At 66.5% G+C, this 9,489-nt stretch carries 8 protein-coding genes; 2 read left to right on the plus strand and 6 right to left on the minus strand.

What is annotated here, in order from left to right:
• Positions 1-61: 61 nt before the first annotated feature.
• Positions 62-502, minus strand: a complete 441-nt coding sequence (locus EB084_01380; protein ID NDD26907.1) for a hypothetical protein — start codon at positions 500-502, stop codon at positions 62-64.
• Between the two features lie 137 nt (positions 503-639).
• Between EB084_01380 and EB084_01385 the strand changes: the two genes are divergently transcribed.
• Together EB084_01385 and EB084_01390 are read left to right on the plus strand one after the other, a co-directional pair.
• A complete protein-coding gene (locus EB084_01385; GenBank protein NDD26908.1) occupies positions 640-2,532 on the plus strand; it encodes a TIGR03960 family B12-binding radical SAM protein in 1,893 nt (630 codons plus the stop codon).
• Positions 2,533-2,596: 64 nt separating this feature from the next.
• Positions 2,597-3,643, plus strand: coding sequence for a DNA polymerase IV (locus EB084_01390; GenBank protein NDD26909.1), 1,047 nt, complete (start codon positions 2,597-2,599; stop codon positions 3,641-3,643).
• A gap of 76 nt (positions 3,644-3,719) precedes the next feature.
• Here EB084_01390 and EB084_01395 read toward each other — a convergent pair whose 3' ends face one another.
• The 5 genes from EB084_01395 to EB084_01415 all read right to left on the minus strand — a co-directional run bounded on the left by EB084_01395 (position 3,720) and on the right by EB084_01415 (position 9,347).
• A complete protein-coding gene (locus EB084_01395) occupies positions 3,720-4,469 on the minus strand; it encodes a neuromedin U (protein NDD26910.1) in 750 nt (249 codons plus the stop codon).
• Positions 4,470-4,732: 263 nt separating this feature from the next.
• Positions 4,733-5,311, minus strand: a complete 579-nt coding sequence (gene sixA, locus EB084_01400; GenBank protein NDD26911.1) for a phosphohistidine phosphatase SixA — start codon at positions 5,309-5,311, stop codon at positions 4,733-4,735.
• Entirely contained in the window at positions 5,262-6,185 is a 924-nt protein-coding gene (locus EB084_01405) for a CHAD domain-containing protein (GenBank protein NDD26912.1), read from the minus strand. The genes sixA and EB084_01405 overlap by 50 nt, the downstream gene beginning before the upstream one ends.
• Before the next feature lie 91 nt (positions 6,186-6,276).
• The gene (locus EB084_01410; protein NDD26913.1) at positions 6,277-8,169 is read right to left on the minus strand and encodes a Ppx/GppA family phosphatase; all 1,893 of its coding nucleotides are present in this window, start codon (positions 8,167-8,169) and stop codon (positions 6,277-6,279) included.
• Complete coding sequence (locus EB084_01415; protein ID NDD26914.1) at positions 8,115-9,347, minus strand: TIGR03862 family flavoprotein; 1,233 nt, start codon at positions 9,345-9,347, stop codon at positions 8,115-8,117. Before EB084_01415 ends, EB084_01410 begins: the two co-directional genes overlap by 55 nt.
• Between the last annotated feature and the right edge of the window lie 142 nt (positions 9,348-9,489).

Raw genomic sequence — 9,489 nt, forward strand, 5'->3', positions numbered from 1 at the left:
GCTGGTGAAGTGGGAAGCCCTTCCCGGCGAGGGCGAGGGTCAGGCGGGCTGAGCCGCGCCTCTAGCGGCCGAACAGCCCTTTCAGGCGCTCGAGCAGTCCCCGTGCAGGGGCCGAGGTCGCCTCGCTCGCCAGACCCTCCTCGAGCTCAGCCAGCAGCCCGGCATGGCCCTCGCGCATGCCTCTCTTGTACCGCTCCACCACCAGGCGAAGCTCGCCGTCGTCGAACCACAGGCCCTCGCACTGCACGCAGCAGTCGAGGGTGACGCCGGCGAACCCGATGCCCTCCATGAAGTAGTGGCAGCGGGGGCAGCGACGGCGACCCGCCCGAACGGCGTCGCGCTGCTGCTGGGTCTGGGCGGTGTCCGGATGCCACATGAACCGCTCCTTCAGCGAGGCGCTGCGCAGGAAGACCGCAAGCTCTGCGGCATCGAGCCAGACGCCGTGGCACTGCGGGCAGACGTCGATCTCGAGCTGGGTCACCGGATCGACCTGCGGCCACATGACGGTCTCTTCACAGACAGGGCAAGGCAGAGGGCTCACGCCTGTAGGTTGACCTCACGCCTTCACATTCCCTCTACGCCGCACCTGAGCCCGCCAGAAGGAGGAGATCGCGCCCCTCGGCTGAGAATCTGGCCGGCATGAGCACGACAACTGAACACGCCACCCGATTTGAACGCGTCCTCACCAAGGTGCAGCGCCCCGCCCGCTACGTGGGGGGCGAGGTGGGACAGGTGGTCAAAGACCCCGCCACCGTTGCCTGCCGCATGGCCCTGGTGTTCCCCGACCTGTATGAGGTCGGCCTGAGCAACTACGGGTTGCAGATCCTGTACTACCTGCTCAACGCGCGGGAAGACACCTGGTGCGAGCGCGCCTATGCCGTGGCGCCCGACATGGAGGCCGTGCTGCGCGAGCAGGCGCTGCCGCTCATGACCCACGAGTCACGCACGCCCCTGCACGCCCTCGACCTCATCGGCTTCGGGCTGCAGAGCGAGCTGACGTACATCAATGTCCTGCAGGTGCTCGACCTCGGCGGCATCCCCATGCGTGCAGCCGAGCGCGGCGATGACGCCCCCCTCATCGTGGCGGGCGGCCACGGCGCTTTCAACCCGGAGCCCCTCGCCGAGATCGTGGATGCCTTCGGCATCGGTGATGGCGAAGACGTCATCGTCGACATCCGTGACTGCTGGATGCAGTCGAAGGGCCTGCCCCGCCGCGAGCGACTCTCACGGCTGGCGAAGATCGAAGGCGTGTACGTCCCGGCCATGTACACCGTGACCATCGATCCCGACGGCTGGGAGATCCCCGAGGGCCCGCGCGTGGTGAAGCGTAACGTGAAGAACCTCGACGAGACGTTCTTTCCGACGATGCAGCTCATCCCGTGGACCGAGACGGTGCACGACCGCATCTCCATCGAGGTGATGCGCGGCTGCACCCAGGGCTGCCGCTTCTGCCAGGCGGGCATGATCACGCGCCCCATTCGCGAGCGCTCCCCCGAGAAGGTGGTGGCCATTGCCAAGGAGCTCGCAAAGAACACCGGCATGGACGAGATCTCGCTGCTCTCGCTCTCCACCGCCGATCACAAGGGGGCCATCCCCATGGCACGCGGCGTGCGCGACACGGTGGGCAAGCCCATGCGCGTCAACATCAGCCTCCCCTCGTCGCGCGCCGACGCCTTCAACGTCGAGCTGTCGAGCATGGTGGGCGGCGAGCGCAAGGGCGGCATCACACTCGCGCCGGAGGCCGGGAGCGACCGCCTGCGCCGCGTCATCAACAAGTACCTCACCGAAGACGACATCGTCAACGCGGTGCAGTCTGCGGCACAGGGCGGTCACAAGCACGTGAAGCTCTACTTCATGACGGGCCTGCCCACCGAGACCGATGACGATCTCATCGAGCTCGTCGGGCTGGTCGAGCGCTGCGAGAAGGCGGGCCAGCGCATCGCGGGGCCGCGCTTCGGCATGCACATCGGCCTGAGCGGGCTGGTGCCCAAGCCACATACCCCCTTCCAGTGGTGTGCCCAGCTGGTGGGCCCCGAGCTCACCCGCCGCTACCGCCTCGTGCGTGATCGGCTGCACAAGCGCATCAAGGTGAACTGGGCCGAGAGCGAGGAGCGCACGGTCGAGGGCATTCTCTCGCGCGGTGACCGTCGGGCGGGTCGCCTGATGATGGAGGCCTACGCCCGCGGGGCGCGTCTCGACGCGTGGAACGAGTACCTGCGCATCGACCTCTGGAAGGATGCCGCCGAAGCGCTCGGCTTCTCCATCGAGCGCTACCTGGGCGAGCGCGACATGGACGCGCGCCTCCCGTGGTGGCACATCGACGCGGGGGTCACCGACCGCTTCCTCAAATCAGAGTGGAAGAAAGCCGTCAACGAGATGGTGGTGCGCGACTGCCGCGAAGGCTGCCTGGCCTGCAACGCCTGCGACATCACCGGCGTCGAGATGCAGTTCGGAGACCTGAAGATGGCCCCCAAGCGCGACGCCGTCATTCGCGCGTGGAAGCGCCAGCAGGGGCGCGAGGCGCCGGTCTAGGCGCATCGACGAAGTCGCGGTGACCCTGCCCTTCCTCTCCGCGCGACGCATCCTGCATGTCGACATGGACGCCTTCTTCGCGTCGGTGGAGCAGCTCGACAATCCCTCTCTGCGGGGACGCCCCGTGGTGGTGGGAGGCAGCGAGAAATCAAGAGGGGTGGTGTGCGCGGCGAGCTACGAAGCGCGGCGGTACGGAGTGCGAAGCGCCATTCCCATGTCGCGGGCCCTTCGGCTATGCCCCGACGCTGTGCGCGTGCCGCCGCGCCATGAGCGCTATCACGAGGTCTCGCTGGAGATCGGCGCGGTGTTTGAATCGTTCACCCCTCAGGTCGAGCCGCTCTCCCTCGACGAGAGCTACCTCGACGTCACCGAGCGCTGCCTGCGCGATCGCGTGCCGCTCGTCTCGCTGGCCCAGGCGGTGAAGCGCGCGGTGAAGGCGCGCACCGGGCTCACGGCGAGCGCCGGGGGCGGGCCCAACAAGTTCATCGCCAAGATCGCCTCTGATCTGCGAAAGCCCGACGGCCTCCTCGTCATCTCGCCAGGCGAGGTGGAGACCTTTCTGCGCCCCCTCGATGTGGACCGCATCTGGGGCGTGGGCCCCGTCACGGCGCAGCGTCTGCGAGCCCTCGGCCTTCTCACCATCGGTGATGTGGCCGACCGTGGGGTATCGTGGCTCTGTGAGCGGCTCGGGCGCTTCGGCGCTGAGCTGCATGCCCTCGCCCTCGGGCACGACGATCGCCCGGTGACGCCCAGCCACGAACCGAAGTCGATCTCGTCAGAGAACACCTTCCCCACCGACGTGACGGATCTCGACGAGATTCTCGCGTGCCTGACGGCCCAGGCAGAAGAGGTGGGCGAGCGGCTCGCCCGACACGGCGGCACCGCGCGCACCGTGGTGCTGAAGCTGCGCTACGCCGACTTCACCACCATCACCCGAAGCCTCTCCCCGTCGACGCGGATCCGCTCCGCCGAGCACATCGCGCCCGTCGCGCGGGCGCTGCTCGAGCGAACCGATTTCCCCGCGCGCGCCGTGCGCCTCGTGGGGGTGGGGGTCAGCGGGCTCTCCGCCGAAGAACCACCCCAGCAGCTCCTGCTGCCTTTTCCATCCTGAGCGCCCCCGAGGCGAGGTGGCCTCGTCGCGCCCCTTCCTCCTTCCCCAGATCGAAGAAAGCCTCTCCGCTGCACACCTACTTCTTTGCACCATGGGTGGGGAAGAGCAGGGAGAACGACAGGCGCAGATCCCACGAGGACGCGCCAACGGGGCGGATGGCGTTGTAGTAGAGCTGGCCGGAGACGTTCACGGGCTGCTTGCCCAGGGTGAACACGCGCCCGAAACCACCCCCGACCGGAACCGTCCACTTCTGGGCGCGCTCGCCGTTCCAGTTGACCGTGATGATGGGAGAGCTCGAGAAGTACCAGCCCTTGGGGAAGTTGTAGTTGAAGAAGGGCTGAACGAGACCCGAGCTCACATCGGGGCGGGCCTTCTCTCCCGCCACCGACCACTGCTGCTGCAGGAGCACCCCCGCCACAATGGGTCCGTTGCTGGTGAGGAACACCGCGGAGGGGCCGGCGCTGAACTTGCCCGCGCCCAGCGTCTTGTGGCTCGCCGTGGGGAGCGTGATGGCCGGACCGACCCCCCAGATGAGCTTTCCCGGTTGAGCGGGCGAGACGAAACAGGTATATGTGGTATCGCCCAGACCGAAGTCGCCCCCGCCTGGCACGGGCTGGTTCAGCGGGGTGATGGCAGAGAAGGGCAGGTAGGCCACCGGCAGGACGGTGCGGTGGATGAGGTTCCAGTCGCCGATGTTCTGGGGGATGACGGGCTGGATCTTGAGCAGCTCGGCGGTGTCCTTGCGCTCTCCCACACCGAAGTAGGTGTTGCTCTGGAACGGCACGCTGATGAGCGCGGCCACCGGGTTCTGGGTGGCCTTGGCCAGGTCTTCGGTGCTGTGTTCGGTTGTGCCCTCGCTGCCCTCGTGCTGCTGGGGAGCTGGCGCAGGGCTGGCCGAGGTCTGTGTTGCGGGCGCAGGCGCGACGGGAGCCTCATCCATCGATTGGGGAGAGGCAGCAGCAGCTCGAGGAAAGGCGGCGAGCATCAGCGCAGTGACAAGAAGAGCGATTCTCTGTTTCACAACATTCCTTTCAAGCAGGCGCGAGTGAGCCGTATTGAAAGAAATTCTTCGCGATTCAAGCCTGTCCTCTACCCTTTGACAGACTCCCCCTGGCCGAGCGCGCGAAGCACGCGGGGCGGAACAGCCCAGCAGAGTCGGGTCGGCGAGGGCACGATGTCAAGTCGCTCGAGCTCGAGACAGACCAGCCCGCCCTTTTTCAACGGCAGCCAAGCGCCGGTCTCACCAGAGAGCAGCGCACAGGCCAGCTCCCCCAGGTCGGGTTCGTGACCCACGAGGAGAACCGATGACAGTGGCCCTGGGGCTGCCCGCAGCATGGCCCTGATGGCATCGATGCCCATCTCCGGGATGAGCGCCCTGTGCTCGACAAGCGGCACATCCGGGAAGCGACGAGAGACGATGTCGGCTGTCTGTCTCGCGCGCATGTACGAACTGGTGAAGATGAGATCGAAGCTGAGCCCAAGCGCATCCATACCCCGAGCCGCAAGGCGCATGCGCTCCATCCCGTCGACGGCGAGGGGACGCAGCGCATCGTCAGGCCAGCGTCGCGCATCGCGAGATTCGGCCGGAGCGTGGCGCAGAAGGTAGAGCAGCACGCTGTCAGCTCTCCGACGGCAGCACGGACGGATTCCAGAAGGTGTGGATATCATCGACCGACGCCATCAGCGCATCGGTCTTCTGCAGCAGCCGCCGACCGATCTCATCGTGGGCTGAAACGAGGTCAGCGCTATGCCTCGCCTTGCGACGACGCCACTTCGTCAGGCGTCGGTTGAGCAGATCGAGGTCGTGCACCTCTCCCATCATCAGCTGAAAAGCCTTCATCGAGTCGAGCTGCGCCTTCCCCACGCCCACCAGCACAGGCTGCAGCACCTCGACCAGGTAGCGGAAGCGCTTGAACGCGACACGCAGCGAATGAACGGTATCGAGATCTGAGACATCGAGCGCACGACGACGATCGATGAGACGCGAGAAGCGACGATCGACCGCTTCGAGCAGCGTGGCGCGATGCCGCGCGACGAGCAGCGCGCTCGACAAGGCAAGCAGCGCCTCGCCCGCGACGAGCTCGAACGTCTTCTGAAGCGAGGCCATGTCGATACCGCTCAGCCAGCCGCCCACCTTGGCCTCGAGCTTCTTCTCGCGCGCAACGAGACGCGCACGCAAGCCCGCGAGATCGCGGTGGCGCTGCGCGAGACTCGCAACCGCCTTGCGCTGCACGTACGCGTCGCGCACATCGCCCAGACGTCTGAGCAGCCGCTTCACGTGCTTTCGCAAGGTACGCTCAGCCTTTCCACCGACCAGAACCTCGACCAGTGACACCACCGAGTCGAGGCGGCGCAGCGCCACGCGCAGATCGTGAACCCTGCGCCCCCCCGGCTTCTTGCGCGCCGCCGCGAAGGCGCGACCCAGAACGACCCAGCGATCTTCGAGCGTGCGAACAAGGACCTCGCCGAGGCCTTCAACCGGGGCAGCCACCAGCGAAGGTGTCGCAGGGCGCGTCATGACGATACTCCTGTGCGGACGCATCGGTCTGTGCACGGGCGATGCGCCGCGAGCGCCTGTGAGCCTGCGCGTGACCCGCGTCTCAGCGCAACACCCTCCGACCGTCGCAGCGTGTTCAATCGACCACGATCTCCACGCCGTAGATCTCCTCGAACAGCGACGCCTTTCGTCCCACCGCCCACTTCTCGAGCAACAGGTCGCCTTCTCCGCGAAGGCGCAAGCGCATGCGCGGGCGCTTGAGATCGACACTCACCTCGGAGACCTTGCCGCCGTGCTCGGCATCGAGCGCGTCAGCCAGGCGCAATATGGCGACAAGCTTCTGCACGACAAGCCGATCACGGGGCTGCAGCAAGCGATAGGGCTCGTGGCGCAAGGTGGGGGGCGACTTGCGATGGTAGCGCGCCACGTTGCCGATGATGCCGCGCTGCACCTCGGAGAGACCAATCATGCGCGACGACGTGAGGAGGTACTGTGTGTGCTTGTGATGGCCCGAGTTGTTCACGAACTGCCCCATGTCGTGCAGCAGCGCAGCCACCTCGAGCAGCATGCGCTCTTCCTCACCCAGGTGATGATGGCGCTCGGTCTGATCAAAGATGGAGAGGGCGAGGCGAGCTACCGTGCGGCCGTGTAGCTCGTCGAAGCGATAGCGACGACCCAGCTGCATCGCCGATGCCACGACCTGATCGCGATGGATGCCGCGCTTGCGATCGACGACCTCAGACGCCATATCGGCGAGCAGCCCGTCCTTGAGGCCTACCCGCGGTACCTGCAGCACCGAGACCTGCGCGTGTCGCAACAGGTTCTGCAGAACCAGGGCGGCGGGCACGATGACGTCGGCACGATCAGGACGCAGACCGAAGCGGGTCATGCGCTCTTCATAGCTGGCTGGCAGAAGATGGGCGCACAGCGCGTCGAGGTGCTCGAGCGAGAGAGACGTTCGCGGCGCAGCGCTGGCTGCCCCCGTGCCGTCGAGGGCCACGGCAAGATCAGCCAGGGCCTCGCAGTTGCCCCCCGTGGCGAGGCACAGATCGATGCGGCGCTCACCCAGCTGCGACCTGAGCCACTGCTTCGACAGATCGATGTATTCGCGGACCTGCTGCTGAAAGGTCGCCTCGTCGACAGCGCGACTGAAGCGCTCGATGAGACGCACCGTGCCCATGCGAAAGCTCTCAGTGGCCGCAATGCTGCCATCATCGACGAGCGTTACCTCGACGCTGCCCCCCCCGATATCGATGAGCAGGGCAAGCTTGCCGCGCAGATTCACCGCACGGCTCACAGCAAGCGCCACAAGACGCGCTTCTTCTTCACCGCCGATGACCTCGAGCTCGATGCCGGTCTCACGCGCCACCCGATCAACGAAGACATCGCGGTTGTGCGCCTCACGCAGGGCGCTGGTTCCCACAGCGCGCACCTGCCGCACCCCGTGCTCGTCGAGCTTCGCCTTGAAACGAGCAAACGCTGCCAGGGCTCGTTCGATGGTCTCTTCGCGCAAGAGCCCGGTGGTGAAGGCATCTTTGCCGAGGCGAACCGCCTCGCGACAGGGGTCAACGACGCGCATCTCTCCGGATCGACTCACGGTGGCCACCACGAGGCGCATGGCGTTCGAGCCCACGTCGATGGCGCCGATGGCCTGCACGAGCTCGGCGACCGCGCGGGGGGGAGGCGTCTGTCGTAGGAATGCGAGGGGCGCTTGTTTCGACGGCTTCTTCGGCACGGTGGTCTCTCTGACGCGTGTACGGGTGGTGTAGACGGTGGGGGCGTAGTCTTCTTGGACCGGAAACAATTTCCCCTCTCCCCACGTCGATGATGATGCCCGAGGTCGCAGCACCTGGATTGCACCCGTGCTTCGTTTCGAGGGCTGTCCCTGGCAAGGTCGTTCCTGGAAGTCCCCCTCCCAACAGAGCAAGCGCGTGGCACAGGGCCTGCCCCCCACGCGCTCTTTCTTTTCAGGCCTCACACGTGCGTCGTGTGTGCCCGCACCCACGCAGCAGCAGCCCGCCCTGCCCATCGTCCGGTCGAGACGCAGCCCTGCACGAGAAAGCCCCCCGTGGGGGCGTCCCAGTCGATCATCTCGCCGGCCACGAACACCCCCGGCTGTCGACGCAGCATCAAGCCCTCATCGATCTCTTGCCAGCACACCCCGCCAGACGAAGAGATGGCCTCCTCGAGCGGCTGACGCTCGAGCAGCGCGATGGGGAAGGCTTTTACGCACGATGCGAGTGCCTCCTGATCGGTGCGCGCCGTCTCAGGCGCCAGGTGAAAGAGCAGAGCGAGGGCTCCGTCTCCCAGTCTCAGGGTGCGCCGGGCTCTGCGCATGGGCGAGAGGTTCTCGCGTGGCAAGGCAAGCCGGCGGCTCACCTCTTCGAGCGAGAGGTCGGGCTTCAGATCGATGTGAACCGTCTCCACCTCACCCACCGCGTAGATCGGAGTTCCCTCGAGACCGTACGACGTGATGACCAGATCGCCCGCCCGGGCTCCGCGTGATGACCGCACCACCACGTTCTTGATCGGCCTGCCCTCGGCCTCGGCCAGCAAACCTGCCGGCCATGCCACGCGAAACCCCGCGTTCGAAGCGCGAAAGGGCGAAAACCCGACACGTTGGCGCTCGAATAGAGGCTGCACGGTGAACGGTGGCTTCTCCCAGCTGCCGCCCCCCAGGCAGAGAACGGCAGCGGCGCCGTTCCAGCGGGAGCCGTCGGCGAACGTGAGAGCGACCTGACCGTCGCGTGCCTCGAAGCCGCTGCAGAGGTGATCGAACGCGAACGCGACCGCCCGCTCGCGAAGCGCCTCGACCCAGGCCCCCAACAACGGGGGGGCCTTCATCCCCTCGACGAACCAGCGACGGCTGGTGCCCTTGAATGTGCGCACCCCGAGCTGCTCGATGAACCCCAGCCACGCTGCTGGAGGATACGCTTCGAGGATGGCGCGCATGTGCCCGTCCTCCGGCGCGTACGCGGCGACAATCTCTTCGATGGGTGCATCGAACGTGACGTTGAGCCCAGAGCTCCCGGCGATGAGAAGCTTGCGCCCCGGAGACGAACGTTTCTCAAACACGCGCGCGCGCAGGCCGGCCTCGGCCACGACGTGCGCCGCCATGAGTCCGGCGGGACCCGACCCTACGATGGCGACCTCGGGAGATGCCGCGCTGACGGTCATACCTGACCATTCGAACGCGGCACGCAGCATCCCCTCCGCTTCGTGCGAAGCACGCTGACGGAGGGCGGTAACGCATCCAGAAGTTAAAGAGTCGTCAACCTCGGAGGCAGCCGCGTGGCCTATGATGCCGGTGAAACGTTCCGGCAACCGTTCCGGAAGAGTTGGCAGGAGA

It is taken from the genome of Pseudomonadota bacterium (genome assembly GCA_010028905.1).
GTDB lineage: Bacteria > Vulcanimicrobiota > Xenobia > RGZZ01 > RGZZ01 > RGZZ01.